Source organism: Pseudomonas fluorescens (genome assembly GCF_000730425.1).
GTDB lineage: Bacteria > Pseudomonadota > Gammaproteobacteria > Pseudomonadales > Pseudomonadaceae > Aquipseudomonas > Aquipseudomonas fluorescens_X.
This window is the reverse complement of the sequence record NZ_CP008896.1, coordinates 2,153,156-2,171,119: the sequence shown is the minus strand read 5'-3', so window position 1 is coordinate 2,171,119 and position 17,964 is coordinate 2,153,156. Positions and strand designations below refer to the sequence as shown.

The following is a 17,964-nucleotide window of genomic DNA, read 5'->3' as shown; positions in this document are numbered from 1 at the left end:
CCGCTTAGGGTTCATATTAGTTGCAAACTAGTGCTAGTCAAGCAAAACTTGCTTAAAGTGATGCGATATGCTTGTATATATACAGCTTTCGTTAACACATCTGCACCCTTCGGGTGCTTCGCGTCGGCCCGGAGCCCGCGCTGTGCGCGGCCTCCAAGCCGGAAAAGCAACAAAGCAAAAGCAAGGTACGCCGGCTAAAGCCGTCTACCTGAGAAGCGTTCTCAGAAGGGAAAAGGAAAATGGCGCGGAAGAAGGCCGGGGCGAAGACCTCGACCCAGTACCTGGATGAAGTTGCGGCAGTGCGTCTGGAACGCCTTTCGGCTCGCCTGGGCGTTGCTCAAGGCCGCGTGCTCGATGCCCTCATGTCCCTGCGCACAGACGAAGAAATCGCCGGCTTCATGGCTGCGCAGCGTTTCAGCGCCGAGCCTTCCCGACCTGTTCCCGTTCTCCTCGATGGTCCGGTTGTGGCTTCGATGGCAGGCGCAATCACCCAGTCCGTTTCTTCCCTTCTGGGCTCTGCTCTTCCTGATCTGCTGTTGCAGGTTCTCGCCAGCCAGGCTGAACGCCGGCCTGAACTGCTCGCCGGCACCGTCGAGCCGATGCTCAATCGGCTCGTGCCGATGGTTATGGATCGCCTCATTGCCGAGCAGACAGGCATGGAGATCGAGCGATGAGCCACTACGGGATGAGCAATCAGAAGACCACGGCCGGCAATTTTGCAGCCAAAGCCAGCTACTTCGAAAAGAAACTGAAGGAGCTTCAGGCCTTACGTGAGGAGCGCATTACTCTGGGCGCAGAGCGTGGCGTGACAGATGAAGTAATGGCTGCCGAACTGGCGAAAGTCGATGCCGAGATCGCAGCGATCGTCAGTCAGGTGGAAGGCGACCAGGGCACAGGGCGCGAGGACTACTACCACAAGTCCGGCAACGACACCTTGGCGTCGGGTATTGCCGGCCCGTTGGCCAACAAGCTGGACCTCGGTGAGCATCCCCAGGACGGTGATTACCTAGCTCTTTTCCGTGGCATCAATCCGCGCACTGGTGAGGCGTTCCTCGATGAGAAGCGCCAAAACGCCATCGACAAGGCTATTCAGGAAGCTGAATCAAAGAAGGCAAACCCGTCCTCGAAAAAGCAGCTCGACGCCGGTGATCTGGAGCGACTGGAGAAGGAGGGCAAAGAAAAATCGGCAACGGATCCTGTCCTTGGCTTCAGCTCGTGCGTGTCCATGCAGAAGTCCATCAGTATCTACTGGGCACAGACCGACGACCAAACCCGTCGCGTGATCCAGGAATGCATGATGGGAGCCGTCAACGATGCGATTGAGCGCGAGCACCTTACTGGTCGGATTCGCGGACGTGAAGGCGCTCAGGGCGCAGAGTCTGTAACCGGCGAATGCGTCACCCTGACATATGCTCATTGCACAGCACGTCGCGCCCCTGGTCAGGACTTCCCTGATCCCCAGTTGCATGTACATCTAGAGCGGCCGAACTTCGTTCGCACCGTCGACGGCAAGTTCCTAACCCTCGATGCGGGATGGCTATACAAGACCCAGAAGGAGTTCGGGGCCGTCTTTGACGTGGCCTTTTTTCAGCGTCTCCAGGCACAACTACCCGAGTTGGCATCGGCGATGGTCGTTGATTGGAGCGGTCACGGCCTGCGCATCAATGAATCTTCAGTGTCGAAGGAACTTGTTGCCGAATTTTCTAAGCGCAGCGAGCAAATCCAGGCCGAGAAGAAGACTATGGCCACCTCTGGCCAAGCTGCAGCTCAGGCGATCGCTGTCCGAAGCCGCGATGCGAAGGACATTGAGCTAGGTGACAGCTTGGATGCCCATTGGCGCGAAGCGATTCCTACAATCAAGCTGAGAGCATCTACAGCTAAAGAGCTCCAGGCTCCGAGTCTCGCTGAACTGCAGCGCATGGTGTTTCGTGGATCCACCGTGATCGATGAGTTCGCGATCGATTCTGCAGCTGCGCACCTGACTATTGGCAAAGGTGGACTCGATGAAATCGAAGCAACCAAGTCGGAGATTTTCAAACAACTCGGACTCATCGAAATCCCCCAGCAGCCCGACGAACACGGCCGGATGCCGTCGAAGCGGTACACGACGAAAGAGCTAATCACCCTCGAAGCTGACTGCCTAAAAGCCGTTCATGCCGGCCTTGATGATCCGAGTTGGAACGTCGACCGGACCCTCGTAGACCTGGTGATCGATGGCTACGAGAAAGAAAAACAGTCGACCCAGAAACCGGGTGAAAAGCCCTTCAGGCTTAGTCTGGAGCAACGCCAAGCTGCCTACGATCTGACTGGGCCAGGCCAGTACACATACCTCAAGGGGGCCGCTGGCGTGGGCAAGTCGGCCACCATGGCGCCGACTTTCCGCGTATATGCCGAGGCGTTCAAGGCGCAGGGGCGCCGCGTCATTGGCGTTGCGCCTGCAAACAAGCAGGCGACGGAGTTGGCGAAGTCGACCGGCATCCAGGCTCAGACTGTCCATTCGTTGCTCATTAAGCACCAGGAGGCCTTGGCCGCTCAGCAGGCCGGCGAGCGCGTCAAAAAGCAGGACCTCATTGGACGTGGTGATATCGTCGTGTGTGATGAGGCCGGCATGCTGGACACATATCAGATGCATAACCTAGTAGTGGCTTGCCACCAGGCCGGTGCCCGCCTGATCTGCGTGGGTGACAGAAACCAGCATGACGCCGTAGAAACCGCCGCACTGTTCGGCCTCCTGCATGACGCTGTTGGCGACCGCTGCGCGAAGATCGAAACGATCGCCCGTCAGGTAGACCAGTTCAAACCGACTGCCCAGGCCCTGTATGAAGGCAAGGTGAGCGATGCAATTCGGCATATGCAGCGCGACGACCAGCTCAGGGTTTTCGCGGACGGTGTGAACGAGGCTGACGAGCTGGTTGGCGATGTTTTCGGTGACATGAAAGCCGGCCTAACAGGAAAAGATGGCGTCGTTCGAGAGTTGGACTGGTCCCAGATCCTCGTTCTCGCCGACACTAACGAACAGGTTCGAGCGCTCAACAACAAAATCCGCGATGCCCGATTCGCTCGCAGTGAATTGAGCGTAGGGGGCAGCGTTAGCATCGAAACCGAAGTGCTGCCGGGCGAGCGTTGCACGATCCAGGTCGCGATTGGCGATCGACTATTGTTACGCAAAACGGCCAAGGATGCCCAAAAAGAGCCCATCTATAACGGGGATCTCGGCACCGTATTGGGTATCGAGCGAATCGCCCGCGAAGTCGACGGCGAGCCGATCGAGGAGATTCTGTTCACGATCGCCCGGGACGATGGGAAGTCAGTCAAGATCAACTCCAGCGAGTACGAGTCGCTGCAGTACGGCTACGCCATGACCGGACACAAGGCACAGGGTATGACTGTCATGCAGTCCTACTACCTGCCGTCCTCCTACGCCTCTCTACAGGCTTGGTATGTCGCCTATACCCGCGGAATCCACGGTTGCAAAACGTACCTGAGTGAAGCGAACTGGCTCCCATTCAAGAAGTCGGCGTCGCAATTCATCTACAAAGAAAACGCCCTCGATCTCATGCCTCAAGTGCGCGAAGCAATTCGCGCATCCGTGCACACCGGCCAGCCGTTCAAGCTAGCCCCTCAACAACTGTCTGTCCTCGATCGCCTCCAGGGTGTTTCACCACTCTTCCAGTTCCCCGGCCAAGCGAAGGAACAACCTCAAGAAAAGCCCCGTCAGTCCGTCACGGTCCTGCCGCCCGCTCAAACCGAGATCGACCACGCCAAGGCCTTCGGCGCTGCCGTGGTCGACCTTCGCGCCAACGAACAGACCTGGCCGCTCGACGCCCGCCGCGTTGCTGTTGTAGCTGCAGAAAACCCCGCTCTAGGTATTGAAGTTGAACCCTGGACAAACCCCGGCTCATCCGTGCCCCTAGAGCAACGCCGCGACCTTTGCGAAACGCTCCAGGGAATGAAGCCCGCCTTATTCACCACGAAGCTGAAACTGATCAAGCCTGAGCCTCAGGAGGCCCGCTATGTTCGAATTGATCCTGCCCGACCTGCCACCCTTGCCGGCCTCGGCCGGTACCCCCGCGTTGATGGACGACCTGTCGCCGCCGTCGATGGAGTTTCCCGACCCGAGTCCCGAGCCGGCGCCGCAGGCCAGCGAGTCGCCGGCAGCCTCGGCCAATTTGACCGCGCCGCCGGCGCCGGTAACGCCGCAAACGAAGAAGCCTTCTCCCGTCCGCTCGGCAACATTAAACGCCCTGCAGGGCGAGTTTCCTCAGACGGTCTGCGTACGTTGTCCACATGCGATCTGGCAGCAGGTTCCGGAAGGGGACGTGAGGGTCTATTGCCCGATAACACACTCGCTGATCGACAGCCTCTTGGTCGAGTGCGACGGCAGGTTCCTGGTTCTGCTGTAGCACGCTCGATGAAATACGACAAAGCATCAGACGCCCGCGAAGTGGCCGCGATGAAACGCGACGTTGACCTGACCGACTACGCTGTTCACCTTGGCATGGAGTACGACAAGAAGGCCTCGTACAAAGGACATGCTGTTTTCCGCCACGGCTCAGGGAAATACGACATTTACCAGGCCGCTGATGACAATTGGGTCTGGCATGACCGCCATTCGGGCAAGAGCGGTGACATCTTCAAGCTCTATCAGGAAGCCAGTGGCGGCACCTTCATCCAGGCCAAGGACGATGTTCGTGCGTTTCAGGGGGGCGTTCTGCCTTCGCTGGGTAAATCAGCGGAAGAGCAGGCCCGTATTGATCGGGCACGCGAAGAGTCGCGACAGAGGAAGGAACGCGAGCGCCTAGAGACAATCGCAACCAGCACGGAAAACCACTACCGCACTTTCGGATTCATGTCTCGCCGTGATAGCTATCTGAGCCAAGAGCGAGGTATCTCGTCCGAAGTGTTGGCCGAAACGCGCTGGCGTACGAGCCGGCATGGCTCCGCCGTGTTTCCTCACATTGATGCTAATGCCAAGTTCTGCGGGTATGAGTACCGCGGCGCTCAGGTTATCAATGGCGAACGACGTGAGTTCAAGGGTTTTACGACAGAAACTGAAAAAGGTGTCTACCTCGCTAACCCGAAATGCGCGAACCCCACCGAAATCCGCTTCAGCGAGGGCGGTGTCGACACCCTGAGCACCTACCAGTTGGCTAGCCCAGAAGAGCGGCAGCGGATCCTGTTCATCGGCACTACTGGCGAACCTGGTCCAAACACTGAGGGGGCAATCATCGCCCTGGCCGAGCGCTATAAAATCCAGCGCTTTTCGCTTGCTTATGATCGCGACCAAGGCGGCGATAGCCTTACGGTGAAGCGTCATGCTCGACTCGTCAGCCAGTTCGCTGGTGCGCAGATCGAGGATGTTCGCGAGCGTGTTGGTCTGCAACTTGGCGAAGATCCCAACGAAGCCCTGAAGCGTATTGAAGCGATGAGCGCCCAGCGAGAAGTGCAGAATTCTGAAACCGTTGCTCTGGCAGAACCGACAACAAGGCCGGTTGCCCAGCCAGAAACCCAACCTTCGTATGACGAAGATGAAGCAACTTATAGCTACAGGAGATCGATCTAATGTCTCGGGACCATGAAAAATTCCTTTGTCAGATCCAAGCTCTTGGTAAGCAGATGCGTGCTTTAGAAATCTCCAATCTGGCGACCCAGCTTGAACAGCTTCGCGCTTCGTTTTCTAACGAAAGCGCTGGTCCTTTCGTACTCATGTTAACTATCGCTCAGCAGGTGTTGCCGATCAAAGAGGCGTATGTCGTTCCCCATTCGCTATCTGATGAGAAATGCTGGGAAGGAAATGGTGGTTGGCACCTTGTGCTATTTTCGGAAAACGCCCCTGATGAGCTCGGCATACTCAATCTTCGTAATCGCCTTTTCGACGACGGCCCTCGCCCGGTAGCCAATCGAGTCGAAGTATTCAGCTACATCAAACATGCTGAGCACCTAGGACAGGCGATGGCCATCGGCATCCAGATCCCTCTTTTGGAGTTACATCATGACTAAACGCTTGAGCTTCAGCCTAGACCTGAACGAAAATGACCTTGATGCGCTGCAGACCGTGCTGGCAAACCCGAGGGCCGTCGCGACGGCTGTTGCACCGAATGATCCGTGGGAGCATGCGCGGATTGTTGATGTGTTGGTGGAAATGGCTGGGACTGTTGCCGTTGCGCTGAAGCCAACAATGGATTGCGAATCGCCAGGTTAAATCACTCCACGCCCTCATGGCTGGGCTACGTCGCGGAAACGTAATTGGGGTGACGGACCTATGCACCGTGCATAGCTCGCCATTTGTGCGGTTTGCAGCAGTCAAAGCGGGTTTCAAGCAGTAGCAGATAGCAAACGCACACTCCACATAGCCTAGGCGTCGATCCAGACAAGCCAGCCTTCGGGTGTGTTCCCTTCTTAGATTCTGATCTGCATCACTAGATTCCCTTTGGGCGGATGTTTAGTCCTCTACGATCTTAGACAGAAAAGCTAATACCCTTTCGAGGTCCGAGGATGGAGTTGAAGCGACATAGAGGATTGGTGAATCGGGTTCATCTGATGGCTTTTCTCAGCGAGTCAATTCCCAGTCTGATGGACTCGGCGTTCACGTCGAGGGTAGCTATGGCTCCAAGAGCTGTACTTGATACGCCCGTGGAACCTCTCTGGTCTATCCAAATCGCTATCGACTCGATGGCGTCGGCAAGCGCGAGCTGGTTTTCGTGATTTTTTCGAGAATGTGCCGGTTAGGACGACATGGCTACATTTCCTCAGAGCGGAGGGAAAGATTTGCAGGGCCACGTCGAGTGTGTCGGAGCATCGCGGCAACCTAGACCGTATAGACGAGTTACGCTGTTCAAGCTCATTGGCGGCCTGTGGATAAATGAACGAGAATTATGGCGCCTTCTTATCGGAGTGCTCATGACGCCGATTCCGACTGAGTAAAACAACCTTGCCTTGCTCCCACTCTTTCTCCGCGTACAAGCAGTCTAGGTACCTACCCCATAACTCCAGTGCAGCCTTTTTCTCTGGCAGGTAGCTGTATCGGTCGTAGTGAACCGATTGCACATCGCTGCGTCCGTGAGACAAAAGCCAGCTGCGGATTTCTTTCGTAATCCCGAGTGAGGCCATCAGCGTTTCAGTGCTGACCCGAACATTCGCGTAACTGAAGTACTGAGTCTTGCCTGCGCTACTCAAAGTTTTCCCGGCATTACTGAAGCGTTTACCGGCAGTGTCAGGGCGGATGCAGCGCCGGCCAATACAGAACGGACCTGGTCCGATCTTGCTTTCAAACAAAGGCTTTAGGATTTCTTTAACCCGTTCGGTGATAGGTAGCAGATGATCCCATGCTTGAGCCTTTTGTCCTTTACCGTCGGTAAGATGCAGAAGGTCATCGGACGTATCTTCCCAAGTTACGCGGAGCAACTGCTCCATACGTTGGCCACCCATATAGATTAGGCCTTTGCAGATCGCCATTTCCCGCGCAGGCAATGTATCCAGGTAGCGCAAAAGCTCACCTAGCTCCTCTGGACTCAAGGATTCCGTCTGGCCGCCGCGGGTGTTAGCTAGGGTAGGGACCTTGGTAGCCGGATTGACGCCAATATCGAAAATTTTCGAATCGCTTACATCCCGATCCAAGGAAAGGTGTGCCTTGCTGCCATAGCTGAATGCAGCCTTTAGGTATCGGTGGACACTGGCAGCTGTTGATCGCATGTCAGTGTTGGCAGTTTGCGCTTTGTTCCCGATACCACGCCCTTTGGGCTTGCGGGCGAGTAGCGCACACATTACTAAATGAATGTCTTCGCCGGTGATGGACTTTGCTGGATGCGCCATCAGATCTGGGTGGTGCTGGATCACGTGTGTCTGAAATAGGCGCTCAACTTCTTTTGCCTTGACCTTTCCGCGAGCGGTCAGATCTTTGACGTATGCATTTAGTAGTTCTTCAAAGCTACCTTGCCGCGTAGCAAGCTGCTGCGCGAGCACTACGGCCTGTCGTTGTGTTTTCTCTGCGGCGGCTCTGGCCGCCAAGTACACCTTAACGTCGCCGTGCTCGGAAGCAATCAATGCCATTTCTGCCGCTTTGTCGCGGAGCTCGGACAGCGCCAGCCCGGGCGCTCTGGCGCTCAAGCGATATTGGCCCAGGGAGATCATCGTGTCCTTTGCGTTGAGCCGGTAGCGGAAGTAGGCGCTGATCGCACCACTTTGGCTGCGCTTGAACAAAAGACTACCCCGGGAACGGCCAGGCAAGCTTTCCGTCAACTTAGATGCAGGCGGCATGCCCTTGAGCTTTTGATCGTTCACGCTTTTGTCAGCAGTATTGGTGGCCAATTCCAGTCCCCACTTCTCATGATGCAGAACGCTACAAGGAGAAACCTCAAGACACAAGTAAAATAGATAGGTCCTTTAAAAGCAGCGGTTTGCGGTGTTTCAGGAAGTGAGCAGGATCAAGCTGACTCACCTCCTAAGGAAACTCTGAAAAAGACTTCCAAATCTGGTGAGATACGGCTGTCCCACGAACTGAACGGTTGAGCCCCGATGAAGCAAATGTCTTTCGCTGATGCCGAGTACGCAGGCAAACGTAAGCAGACCCGCCGTGAGCGTTTCCTGATTGAGATGGATCAGGTCGTGCCCTGGAAAGGCCTGATTGCGTTGATCGAGCCGCATTATCCGAAGGGTGAAGGCGGTCGTCCGGCGTATCCGTTGATGGCCATGCTGCGGGTTCATCTGATGCAAAACTGGTTCGGCTACAGCGATCCGGCGATGGAAGAGTCCCTCTACGAAACCACGATTCTGCGCCAGTTTGCCGGGCTGCATTTGGATCGGATTCCGGATGAAACCACGATCCTCAACTTCCGCCGGCTGTTGGAAAAACATGAGCTGGCCGGTGGGATTTTGCAGGTCATCAACGGCTATTTGGGCGACCGAGGTTTGCTGCTGCGTCAGGGAACTGTGGTCGATGCGACGATCATTCATGCGCCCAGTTCGACCAAGAACAAGGACGGTAAACGCGACCCCGAAATGCACCAGACAAAGAAAGGAAATCAGTACTATTTCGGGATGAAATCGCACATCGGTGTCGATGTTGAATCCGGTCTGGTACATAGCGTGGTGGGCACGGCGGCGAATGTGGCGGACGTGACTCAGGTCGATCAGTTGCTGCATGGCGAGGAAACTTACGTCTCTGGCGATGCCGGTTACACCGGCGTGGAGAAGCGTGCGGAGCATCAACATCGCCAGATGATCTGGTCGATCGCAGCGCGCCCCAGCAGCTATAAGAAGCATGCAAAAAAGAGCCTGATCGGTCGCATGCGCCGCAAAATCGAATACGCGAAAGCTCAAGTCCGGGCCAAGGTTGAGCATCCATTCAGGGTGATCAAGCGCCAGTTTGGTTATACGAAAGTCCGCTTCCGAGGCTTGGTGAAAAACACCGCGCAGCAGACCACACTGTTTGCCTTATCGAACCTGTGGATGATGCGAAAACGACTGTTGAATGCAGGCGAGGTGCGCCTGTGATGTGGACAATGAGCCCTGAAAAGGTGCTATTCCGCAAAAAACAGTGAACTGACAGGAGGAAAGGTCTGATTTTCGATTAAGTCGGTGTTTTTTGAACCTCAGACAGCGAGGCCGTTAAAAACGGCTGCTTACTTCAGACCTTCCCTAAGGGGACGGTTGGCAGTTCGAACCTGCCCTGGGACACCAATATAATCAGGTGGTTAGCGCGATTGCGCGCTGACTAAAACTTCGATTTCAAAACGTCATATGATCGCACCGCATTTCTCGATTTTACATGTTTAAGTTCAAAGGGCAGGGCATTGAGATCATAGCGTTAGCCGATCACAATTCGGGTGACTGGATTGATGATGTGGTTGCAGCAGGAGCAAAGCACGGCAACCGGATGGTCTTTGAAAATGAACCCTTCCTTCGCAGATACCCCGATAATTACGGATATCCAAGATCGCTACTCCCATCACATTTCCTTTGGGCGCAACAGGCGACTAGTGAAAAAATCCCTTTCAGACGCCACGCCTTTACCGACCTCTGGGATTGTCAATATTCGAAAGTTTTTGCGCACCTCGGCCTTTCCGTGCGTTTGTGCGTCTCACCTGGCATCCAATTGCATCGCCACTCTCCAGTCGCTTGCATTCGACTTTAAGAATCATTTGCCGTCACGCTAATCAGCGGTTTGCTGTTGGTGGATGTCGGCGGCGCCCTCAGGGTGAGTCGTTAGCCAAGCACTGACGGACTGCAATCTACTGTGGAGTCAACCGGTCGATGCAACAGATTGGCTAAATTGCTCTATGGGCGTTTCGTAGTTTATTTTTTCTTCCTGATTAATTTATTCACGTAATACTTGAGGCTTAATCGATCTTTGGGTCTTGGCTTGTAGTGGGTTTTGTTTCTTTGTGCGGGATCGATCGCCATGGTTCCTGCAGTGTAGTAATAAAGCGCTATAGACCTGCGCGTGATGTGCTCTGGAGTTGTTAAAGGCTCTGGATGCCCATGATTGCTGTCTTTATCTGTATTGAAAATGACACATCGATTGTAAATGGGCAGGACTTTTTTAAGGCAGGACTTCATGTCGACATCCCAAAGTTCAAGGTTGCCGCCGTACTCCTCTCGCCAGTCTTCATTTAGATAAATTATGATGTTTAATCTGCGCTCAATATTAAGCTTTTTGTTGAGTCTGAAGTCCGAGTGTACCCCCAGGAAACCACCACTTTTCGTTTCATGCAGGCCGCCACCAGTAAAGTAGGGGTCGGGTATCAAGCCTTCAATACCTGTGAGCTTTTCGAGAAACTGCAACATGGGGGCCGAGTTAAAGGCGTTGAAAATAGTCTTCAAGTAGGGGGCGCATTCATTGGGACTGATTTGACGTTTTCGTTGACCTTTATAGCCGCGCTCGTAGAGCATTTCGTTGTTGGTTGGCTCGATTGGGAAGTACGAGCAGATACTCGCAATCAGCTCTTCATCTAAGAAATTATCGATGACGATGTGCGGAAATGGCGTAGCCTGAATATAGCGACTGGCCAATGAGTAACCCAAGGCGCTGGCGGCGTTCTGGTCGAAATCAAGCTCCGGGGAGGGGGTCATAGGTAGTGCTTGAGTGATGGGTGCCATTACCGCTCCAATAACTTGATATATAGACTTGTGGCTGACTTCAAGCAGATTCCAGTGCACTGCTCGTTGTGTCTCTTCGTAGCTTAACTTTTGCTGTCTTCTTTTTTCAGGCGCTTAAGGATATCGTTGTACATTCTGGTTCGTCTATGAGTCTTTTCATAGCCGCCAGCCGCTGCGACAGTGCCGGACTGGATGTGATCCAGATAACTGAAGATTTTACGCGGTGATAACATTTCAACGACATAGCCAAGCTCGGTCATGCGGTCTTGGAGGGTGTAGCCTGGCACGCGATCATCCATCGAAAAATGCATGTTGTGCTGTTTGATAAGTTTGCAGTTCCACAATGTACAGAAACTCTTCAAATACACTTCTCTGTATGGTTTTGGTTCTCTGGAGCGTAATCCAATAGAGGTTTTCAGGCGTCTGAAATGGTGTTTGACTAATCGTGAGCTAAAGCGCCAAAGAGTTCTCGTGGTTCCGCGATTTATTTGCTCTACACAGCCGACAGCTACAATTTTTTGATTTTTAATGCATTTATTTAGCATCATCGGGAAAACGTTTTTATCGAAAACAAATGTGTCAGTGTGCATGAGGAATAAATAATCAGTTTCAACTCGTTCCAAAACCAGGTCAAGTGCTTTACCGTGCGCGATATGTCCTGGCTCAGGTTCAGAGACGGAACGTTCTATTAAATTAATCCAATCAAGTGTTCGCAAGTATTCTGTGCTTTCATCGGCGGAATAGTTGTCGACGACCCATATTGGTACGCTGTGGTTGCCTACATGTTGGTGCAATAAGTCTAAACATATCTTGGTGATTTCTGGTGTCTTGTAATTTACAATGACTATGCTAAAAGCTTTAGATATTTCAGCTGGAAAACTAGTGCTGTTCATCGTCTAGGTACTCAATGATATTGTATTTAGGGAAGCTCCGATCAACTTGCCGCAACCGTGCGGCAAGTTGAAAATCCCGCTGAATTTGGCGCTATTGACCGCGAAATATCCCGTACGCGCCGCCTTGGCGAGCTTGTCAGCCCATTTCTCCGTGTTACGCGCGTAATTAGCCCATACCCATCAGCTTTTTTCGAGCCATCCATAAATTGGACAAGGCAAACAGCGTGGTCAATTGAGCGGTGTTTTTCATCAGGCCGCGAAAGCGCACTTTCACATAACCGAACTGACGTTTGATCACCCGAAATGGGTGTTCGACCTTGGCCCGTGTCTGGGCTTTGAGGTACTCGATTTTGCGCTTGGCTTTGTACAGCACGCTGCGCTTGCTCAGCTTGGAATAGGTGCTGCGTCGCGCGGCGATTTGCCAAACCACTTCACGGTTTTCATGCTCTTCGCGCTTCTCGACACCGGTGTAACCAGCATCGGCGTAGACCGCGTTTTCCTCGCCGTGCAGCAGTTCGGCAACCTGAGTGACATCGGCTACATTCGCCGCGGTGCCGTGAACGTGGTGAACCAGCCCCGACTCAACGTCGGCACCAATATGGGCCTTCATTCCGAAGAAATATTGATTGCCTTTCTTCGTCTGATGCATCTCTGGATCGCGTTTACCGTCCTCGTTTTTAGTCGAACTGGGCGCGTGGATAATCGTCGCATCGACGATGGTGCCCTGGCGCAGCGAGAGGCCTTTCTCCTGCAAATAACCGTTGATGACCGCCAGGATCGCCGGCGCCAACTTATGTTTCTCCAGCAGGTGCCGGAAGTTCATGATCGTGGTGTCTTCAGGGATCGGCGCGCTCAGGGTCAAGTGCGCAAACTGGCGCATGGGCGTGATTTCATACAGCGCTTCTTCCATGGCAGGATCGCTCAGCGAGAACCAGTTTTGCAGCAAGTGAATGCGCAGCATGGTTTCCAGCGGATACGGTTTGCGGCCACCGCCAGCCTTCGGATAATACGGCTCGATCAACGCCAGTAAACCGCTCCAGGGCACGACCTGATCCATCTCGGCGAGGAACCGTTCGCGGCGTGTTTGCTTGCGCTTGCCCGCGTATTCGAAATCGGAAAAGCTCATCTGGCTCATGAAGCACTCGGGTCAGGTGGTGAGGCTGTATTTCAGCATACTTGGAGACTTGTTCGGAGTTTCCTTAGAGGGTGTAGACAAAATCAAGTAGTAAGTCGACGAGCGAGCATGCGAGCCTCAGCCAGCCATACCCAAGCCTCACTCACATCCAGTAACCGATCGTGGTGCATGATCAGCCGCCTGGCTCGCTCATTCCAGGCATGAGTCCGTTCCACCACCCAGCGCTTGGGCATGACCACAAAGCCGCTCGCAACCGGCGCTGCCGTGAACAAATCGCCTTGCTCTGAATGCCATTTCCCGGTGCGGCGATTGTTCGCTCCTCGTATGACCTGGATCTCGAGCGAATGAGTGTGCTGCATACGCTGGGCCCACTTTCCAGCGTAGGCACTGTCGACGAACAGGGTATTTAATGACGGGTACTTGTCCATCGAGGAGGTCACGGCGTCGTCTGCCGCATCTCGATCCTGCACACTGGCTGCGCTGATGCTCACGGCCAAAAGAAGGCCCAAGGTATCTACGATAAGGCTTCGCTTACGTCCTTTTACCTTTTTGCCTGCGTCGTAACCGCTTTCACCGCCTTGGGGAGAGCTGCGCGTTGATTGGGAATCCAGAACAGCGGCTGACGGCCGCTCATCACGATCCACCCGCTCTCGCCATTGGGCACGGAGCCGGTCGTGCATTTGCTCAAACTTGCCCTGAGCGCTCCAGCGCCGAAAGGTTTTATAGACATTGTCCCAATGGGGAAACTCGCGAGGCAGCATTCGCCAGGAGCACCCTGTGCGCACGACATAACAGCAGGCTTCCAAAAGAGTGCGCCGGGAGTAGCGAGGCGGTACGCCTCGACCTCCCGAGACTTCAAATAAATCAGCGACCAACGTCCATTCTGCATCAGTCAGGCAACTGGGGTAGCGTTGCTCCGGCAACTGACGCCGGTGTGCCTCGGTATAGCCATAAGACTTACGAGGCTCGGGAGGCTGGAAGCTACCTTTGGCACGTTCCTTTACTCGAACGATCCCGGCCAGTCTCAGCGCTTTTGCAAAGGTGTCGGGATGCGCGGTGATGCCCGTTTCTGCATGGAATGCTTGCGCCAGTTCGGCTTGACTGGAATAAGGCTGCGTATGAGCGAGCCTGGCCAGCAGAGGATAATGGTGCGCAGCGATTACCGGTGGGCGTCCAGTTTTAGGCATGGCTCAATGCTGCATAGAAAGGAGGCAAGAAGTTTACTTTATTTTGTCTACACCCTCTTAGATGTAGAGACAATTGAGCCTGTAACTGGTTTTCGCTTATTTGTTCATGCAAAATCTGCGTGACTATAAAACCTGATTTGGTAAAAAAGTCAAAAATAAGTAGTCATTGTTTCGGTGGTTTTTTGAGTGGAGAGACTGAAAAACAGCCCCCCGCGGGTGCTACAGCACTTGCCTGTTTCAACCGTACCGAAACACATAAACCGCTCTTCTTCGTCTCGTCCGAGAAACTCAATAAAACGCGCATCCCTGTGCGGTCTGCTATTGCCTTGACGATAGACAGGCCCAGCCCTGAGCCTGCTGCATCGGTCCCCAGGCTGCGATAAAATGGATCGAACACCCGCGTGTGTTCCTCTAAAGAGATGCCTGGGCCTGAGTCTTTGATCTGTAGGATTGCAGTCTCTTGCACCTGCTCCACCGCAAGGTCTATCCGTCCGCCATGCGCGGTATAACGGATCGCGTTGTCCACCAAATTTTTGATCAGGATTAACAGGTCCATCTCGTTGATGAAGACATGCACGTCCTCGATACTCTCAACACCAATATCGATGTGTTTGCGTTCAGCCAACGGCAATAAATCCTCCAATACACGTCGATAGATTTCATGGACTGAAACGGCTGTCTGTGGTCGATTGGAGCTCGATTGTGCGGCAGCCAGGGTCAGCAGTTGATCGATCAGATTTCTACCGCGCTCTATCCCCTGTGACAACGGCAACAGGCGCTCACGGGCCGGCCCCGGCATCTCAGTGGCGGCCAGTCGCTCAGCTTGCAGGGAAAGTGCCGTCATGGGTGAACGCAGCTCGTGGGCAGCATCAGCGACGAAACGACGCTGGTTTTCCATGGACTGCGCGACACGCGCGAGCAAGCGATTGATAGCCACGACGAAAGGCCGAATCTCGGTCGGCAGATGGCGCTCGTCGATAGGGTGCAGTGCCTGTTCATCGCGTCGATCGATGTCAGCCGAAAGGGCGGCAATCGGACGGAACAGTTTGCGCACCAGGTCGCCCACCACCAGCAATAGCACCGGAAACAGAATGAGAAACGGCAGCAAACTTCGCCAGGCGCTCTCGCGGGCCTCTTTGTCGCGCACTCCGGTTTCTTGAGCGACGACGATGCGTTCACCGCGGGCTGTGGTTCTGACCAGCACGCGAAAGTCTTCGCCGGTGACATTCAAAGTCGAGAGGCCATCGGCAAGCGTGGTGGGGAAGGGCAGTGGTATCAAGGCGTCATCGTTGCCGATAGCTTTGCTGCCATCGGCCAGGTATTGCACGATGACCCTGGACTCTTCATTGTCGCCATCGACTTCTTGGGATGCGGGATAGTGTAGGGACATCTGCTGCCGATCAAATAAGACGGCCACCTGACGCAAGGTATCGTCCTGCATTTCGTGGGCCTCGTCGAACGCAGAGACAAACGCAAAAATCCCGGCCAGCACCGCAACGATCAGGATGGCCAGCGATAGCGTCACGGACAGGCGTAGTTGTACCGAGTCCCTCAAACGCTTTTTGAAACCATCCATCCCATACCCCTGACGTTCTTGATGACATGGCTACCCAGCTTGCGCCGCAGTGAGTGGATCAAAAATTCCACCGCGTTGCTTTCCACTTCATTGCCCCAACCATAGAGGCGGTCTTCGAGTTCACTACGCGAGAGAATTGCGCCTGGCCGAATCATTAATGCCTGCAACAGGGCGAACTCGCGACTGGATAATTGGATGTCGCGATTTTCTAAGGTGGTGGCTTGTTTGGAGATCAAGTCCAGCGACACTACGCCATTGTCCAGCACGGACAGGGCCGTGCCACCTTTACGACGAAGCACGGCTCGCATACGGGCCAACAGCTCCGCCATATCGAACGGTTTGAGCAGGTAGTCGTCAGCGCCGCCGTCAAGGCCGCGCAGGCGATCACCTAGGTCGTCCCGTGCGGTGATGATCAGCAATGGCACCGGGTTGTTGCTCCTGCGAATGCTGTCGAGTACATCCAGCCCATCCTTCCCGGGCAACCCAAGATCCAGTAGCACCAGGTCATAGTGTTGGGTGTCCAGCGTTGCAAGAGCGGTGAGACCGTTTTTCACCCTGTCAGTGGCATAACTCGCATCGCTCAGGGCACCCTGGATCGCATCGCCAATCATCGGGTCGTCTTCAACCAGCAATATGCGCATTTGCCGCTCCGGAAAAAAGCGCGACCGTCATGACCGTCACGCCAGTATTGAAGCACCTGTACAAATGTTTGCCAGCTGTGGGATCACCTTCGGGATCAGGATTTGCCCTTCATCGAATCGAAGGCCTTCAACAGCTCATCCATCATAGCCTTGCAGTCGTTCTGTTGCGGGTTACTAGCGCGCAGGGCATCGAGTGCGCGGTCGATCGACTTGTCCACCACATGCCAGTCGCTGGCGGCGCGAGGTTTGATCCCGGCTTCGGCCGAGTCCCAAGCGGTTTCCAGATCCTTGATACGGACCTTCGCACCGGGCAGATCATTTTTGTCGACGAGCACGGCAACGTCGGCGGCTATGTTGCGGAACTCGGACAGATCGCCCAATTTTGAATTCGACCGGGATTGAGTGCTCAGCGAACTTGAGGTTGTGCCTGCATTGGGTTTGTCGGCAGGTTTCGAACAACCGGCGACGACGCTGAGCAAAAAAATGGACGAGACGATGGCAACGTGGCGAATGATGTTTTGAATCTGGCTCATGACGATTCCTTAAATGACTTTTTGACGTTTACTGAGTAACTGTTTTGCGATTGCCGACGTTGATTTGCGCGACCGCAACCAGAATGACAATGACGCACAGGAAGATTGTGCTGGTCCAGGTGGCACCCATTCCGAGACCACCGTAGGTTTTGGCTTGTGTCAGCAAGTCGCCGAGGGAGGCGCCGAACGGGCGGGTCAGGATGTAGGCGATCCAGAACGTCAGGACCCTATTGCTGCCCATGCGCCAGGCCACCAGGGTGGCAGCAATCAGCGCTCCGAAGATCACGGCACCGAGGGTGAAACCCAGACCCAAGGCTTCGGTAGCTAGGTCGCCGGCGGCGGTACCGAGGGCAAAGGTGCAGAGAACCGTGGCCCAATAAAACGACTCTCGCCGCAGCGTGATAATTTCCCGGATCGATACGTTGTGTTCGGTCCGGTACCAGACTAGGAAGTTAATCGCCAACAAGGCGGAAAATACTGCCGTGCTGGTGTATAGACTGACGTCCAGTACGTCGGTCAAAATATCGGTGATTTGTGTCCCGACGATGCTCACCAATACGACGGTCAGCCAGTAAATCCAGGGTGTGCAGGCTTTGGTGCGCAATTGGTAGAACATCGCTATGGCCAGTAAAACCGCCATGCCGATACTGGTCGGGCCCGCGCCGAAGCCGGCATCGACGGCAAGAAAGTCAGCGCCTGTTTCACCTACGGTCGTTGACAAGATCTTGATCACCCAGAATGACAGAGTCACTTCGGGCACCTTGTTGAGCCAGCCGGCAATTGCGTATTTCATAGTCGGGTAGCCTCTCCTGAGCAGCGCGGAATGTGCGCAGGAGAGAAGCTACGTAACGAAACTTAGCTGAGCCTGAGGGGAGGCAAATCGGCAGGGTGAGAGCGTAACC

Annotated in this window: 15 protein-coding genes; 6 read left to right on the top strand and 9 right to left on the bottom strand. The window is 54.5% G+C overall.

Annotated elements, in window-relative coordinates; genetic code table 11:
- The first annotated feature begins 239 nt into the window (after window positions 1–239).
- From HZ99_RS09415 to HZ99_RS09400, 4 genes are read left to right on the top strand one after another with little or no spacing between them, the layout of a single operon-like run.
- Entirely contained in the window at window positions 240–674 is a 435-nt protein-coding gene (locus tag HZ99_RS09415) for a hypothetical protein (protein ID WP_038442574.1), read from the top strand.
- Complete coding sequence (gene mobF, locus HZ99_RS09410; protein WP_038442573.1) at window positions 671–5,563, top strand: MobF family relaxase; 4,893 nt, start codon at window positions 671–673, stop codon at window positions 5,561–5,563. The genes HZ99_RS09415 and mobF overlap by 4 nt, the downstream gene beginning before the upstream one ends.
- On the top strand, window positions 5,563–6,000 hold the full coding sequence (locus HZ99_RS09405) for a hypothetical protein (protein ID WP_038442571.1): 438 nt from the start codon (window positions 5,563–5,565) through the stop codon (window positions 5,998–6,000). Before mobF ends, HZ99_RS09405 begins: the two co-directional genes overlap by 1 nt.
- Complete coding sequence (locus HZ99_RS09400; RefSeq protein ID WP_038442570.1) at window positions 5,993–6,202, top strand: hypothetical protein; 210 nt, start codon at window positions 5,993–5,995, stop codon at window positions 6,200–6,202. The genes HZ99_RS09405 and HZ99_RS09400 overlap by 8 nt, the downstream gene beginning before the upstream one ends.
- 671 nt (window positions 6,203–6,873) lie before the next feature.
- On the opposite strand, the gene HZ99_RS09395 is transcribed toward HZ99_RS09400, so the two are convergent.
- On the bottom strand, window positions 6,874–8,307 hold the full coding sequence (locus HZ99_RS09395) for a site-specific integrase (RefSeq protein WP_038442568.1): 1,434 nt from the start codon (window positions 8,305–8,307) through the stop codon (window positions 6,874–6,876).
- A gap of 207 nt (window positions 8,308–8,514) precedes the next feature.
- On the opposite strand from HZ99_RS09395, the gene HZ99_RS09390 reads away from it, so the two are divergent.
- Both HZ99_RS09390 and HZ99_RS28470 read left to right on the top strand, forming a co-directional pair.
- Window positions 8,515–9,492 carry an IS5 family transposase gene (locus HZ99_RS09390; RefSeq protein WP_033902000.1) on the top strand — a complete coding sequence of 326 codons (978 nt, stop codon included), beginning with the start codon at window positions 8,515–8,517 and terminating at the stop codon, window positions 9,490–9,492.
- A 274-nt stretch (window positions 9,493–9,766) separates the two neighbouring features.
- Window positions 9,767–10,132, top strand: coding sequence for a hypothetical protein (locus HZ99_RS28470; RefSeq protein WP_144243166.1), 366 nt, complete (start codon window positions 9,767–9,769; stop codon window positions 10,130–10,132).
- Window positions 10,133–10,293: 161 nt separating this feature from the next.
- On the opposite strand, the gene HZ99_RS09385 is transcribed toward HZ99_RS28470, so the two are convergent.
- The 8 genes from HZ99_RS09385 to HZ99_RS09350 form a co-directional block, all read right to left on the bottom strand.
- Window positions 10,294–11,097, bottom strand: coding sequence for a 2OG-Fe(II) oxygenase (locus HZ99_RS09385; RefSeq protein WP_038442566.1), 804 nt, complete (start codon window positions 11,095–11,097; stop codon window positions 10,294–10,296).
- A gap of 83 nt (window positions 11,098–11,180) precedes the next feature.
- Complete coding sequence (locus HZ99_RS09380; RefSeq protein ID WP_038442565.1) at window positions 11,181–11,990, bottom strand: glycosyltransferase; 810 nt, start codon at window positions 11,988–11,990, stop codon at window positions 11,181–11,183.
- Window positions 11,991–12,156: 166 nt separating this feature from the next.
- Entirely contained in the window at window positions 12,157–13,125 is a 969-nt protein-coding gene (locus tag HZ99_RS09375; RefSeq protein ID WP_038442563.1) for an IS5 family transposase, read from the bottom strand.
- A gap of 83 nt (window positions 13,126–13,208) precedes the next feature.
- A complete protein-coding gene (locus HZ99_RS09370) occupies window positions 13,209–14,312 on the bottom strand; it encodes an IS5 family transposase (RefSeq protein ID WP_038442562.1) in 1,104 nt (367 codons plus the stop codon).
- Between the two features lie 163 nt (window positions 14,313–14,475).
- On the bottom strand, window positions 14,476–15,888 hold the full coding sequence (locus HZ99_RS09365) for an ATP-binding protein (protein WP_235205582.1): 1,413 nt from the start codon (window positions 15,886–15,888) through the stop codon (window positions 14,476–14,478).
- Window positions 15,864–16,529 carry a response regulator gene (locus tag HZ99_RS09360; protein ID WP_038442561.1) on the bottom strand — a complete coding sequence of 222 codons (666 nt, stop codon included), beginning with the start codon at window positions 16,527–16,529 and terminating at the stop codon, window positions 15,864–15,866. The genes HZ99_RS09365 and HZ99_RS09360 overlap by 25 nt, the downstream gene beginning before the upstream one ends.
- A gap of 95 nt (window positions 16,530–16,624) precedes the next feature.
- Window positions 16,625–17,062: a hypothetical protein gene (locus tag HZ99_RS09355; RefSeq protein WP_038442560.1), complete on the bottom strand. Its 438-nt coding sequence runs from the start codon at window positions 17,060–17,062 to the stop codon at window positions 16,625–16,627.
- A gap of 28 nt (window positions 17,063–17,090) precedes the next feature.
- Window positions 17,091–17,855: a membrane protein gene (locus HZ99_RS09350; protein ID WP_038442559.1), complete on the bottom strand. Its 765-nt coding sequence runs from the start codon at window positions 17,853–17,855 to the stop codon at window positions 17,091–17,093.
- Between the last annotated feature and the right edge of the window lie 109 nt (window positions 17,856–17,964).

Coding starts and splice junctions, on each gene's coding strand:
- HZ99_RS09380 (WP_038442565.1), bottom strand. CDS start 11,990: ATGAACAGCACTAGTTTTCCAGCTGAAATATCTAAAGCTTTTAGCATA.
- HZ99_RS09405 (WP_038442571.1), top strand. CDS start 5,563: ATGTCTCGGGACCATGAAAAATTCCTTTGTCAGATCCAAGCTCTTGGT.
- HZ99_RS28470 (WP_144243166.1), top strand. CDS start 9,767: ATGTTTAAGTTCAAAGGGCAGGGCATTGAGATCATAGCGTTAGCCGAT.
- HZ99_RS09350 (WP_038442559.1), bottom strand. CDS start 17,855: ATGAAATACGCAATTGCCGGCTGGCTCAACAAGGTGCCCGAAGTGACT.
- HZ99_RS09385 (WP_038442566.1), bottom strand. CDS start 11,097: ATGGCACCCATCACTCAAGCACTACCTATGACCCCCTCCCCGGAGCTT.
- HZ99_RS09375 (WP_038442563.1), bottom strand. CDS start 13,125: ATGAGCCAGATGAGCTTTTCCGATTTCGAATACGCGGGCAAGCGCAAG.
- HZ99_RS09370 (WP_038442562.1), bottom strand. CDS start 14,312: ATGCCTAAAACTGGACGCCCACCGGTAATCGCTGCGCACCATTATCCT.
- HZ99_RS09400 (WP_038442570.1), top strand. CDS start 5,993: ATGACTAAACGCTTGAGCTTCAGCCTAGACCTGAACGAAAATGACCTT.
- HZ99_RS09355 (WP_038442560.1), bottom strand. CDS start 17,062: ATGAGCCAGATTCAAAACATCATTCGCCACGTTGCCATCGTCTCGTCC.
- HZ99_RS09390 (WP_033902000.1), top strand. CDS start 8,515: ATGAAGCAAATGTCTTTCGCTGATGCCGAGTACGCAGGCAAACGTAAG.
- HZ99_RS09415 (WP_038442574.1), top strand. CDS start 240: ATGGCGCGGAAGAAGGCCGGGGCGAAGACCTCGACCCAGTACCTGGAT.
- mobF (WP_038442573.1), top strand. CDS start 671: ATGAGCCACTACGGGATGAGCAATCAGAAGACCACGGCCGGCAATTTT.
- HZ99_RS09360 (WP_038442561.1), bottom strand. CDS start 16,529: ATGCGCATATTGCTGGTTGAAGACGACCCGATGATTGGCGATGCGATC.
- HZ99_RS09365 (WP_235205582.1), bottom strand. CDS start 15,888: ATGGATGGTTTCAAAAAGCGTTTGAGGGACTCGGTACAACTACGCCTG.